General features: G+C 45.3%; 1 pseudogene. It reads left to right on the top strand.

Annotated elements, in window-relative coordinates:
• Positions 1-276, top strand: a pseudogene (gene iap, locus SB764_RS39835) (alkaline phosphatase isozyme conversion aminopeptidase); the annotation flags it as partial.

The following is a 276-nucleotide window of genomic DNA, read 5'->3' as shown; positions in this document are numbered from 1 at the left end:
ACGCCGCAGGTTTAGGTGTCATGCTGGAATTGGCAGAACGCCTGAAAAATACGCCTACCGAGTATGGTATTCGATTTGTAGCGACCAGCGGTGAAGAGGAAGGGAAATTAGGCGCTGAGAATTTACTCAAGCGGATGAGTGACACCGAAAAGAAAAATACGCTGCTGGTGATTAATCTCGATAACTTAATTGTTGGCGATAAATTGTATTTCAACAGTGGTGTAAAAACCCCTGAAGCAGTAAGGAAATTAACGCGCGACAGGGCACTGGCAATTG

The sequence above is a fragment of the Paraburkholderia sp. SIMBA_027 genome (assembly GCF_046535315.1).
Lineage (GTDB): Bacteria > Pseudomonadota > Gammaproteobacteria > Burkholderiales > Burkholderiaceae > Paraburkholderia > Paraburkholderia tropica.
This window is presented reverse-complemented; position numbering and strand designations above follow the sequence as displayed.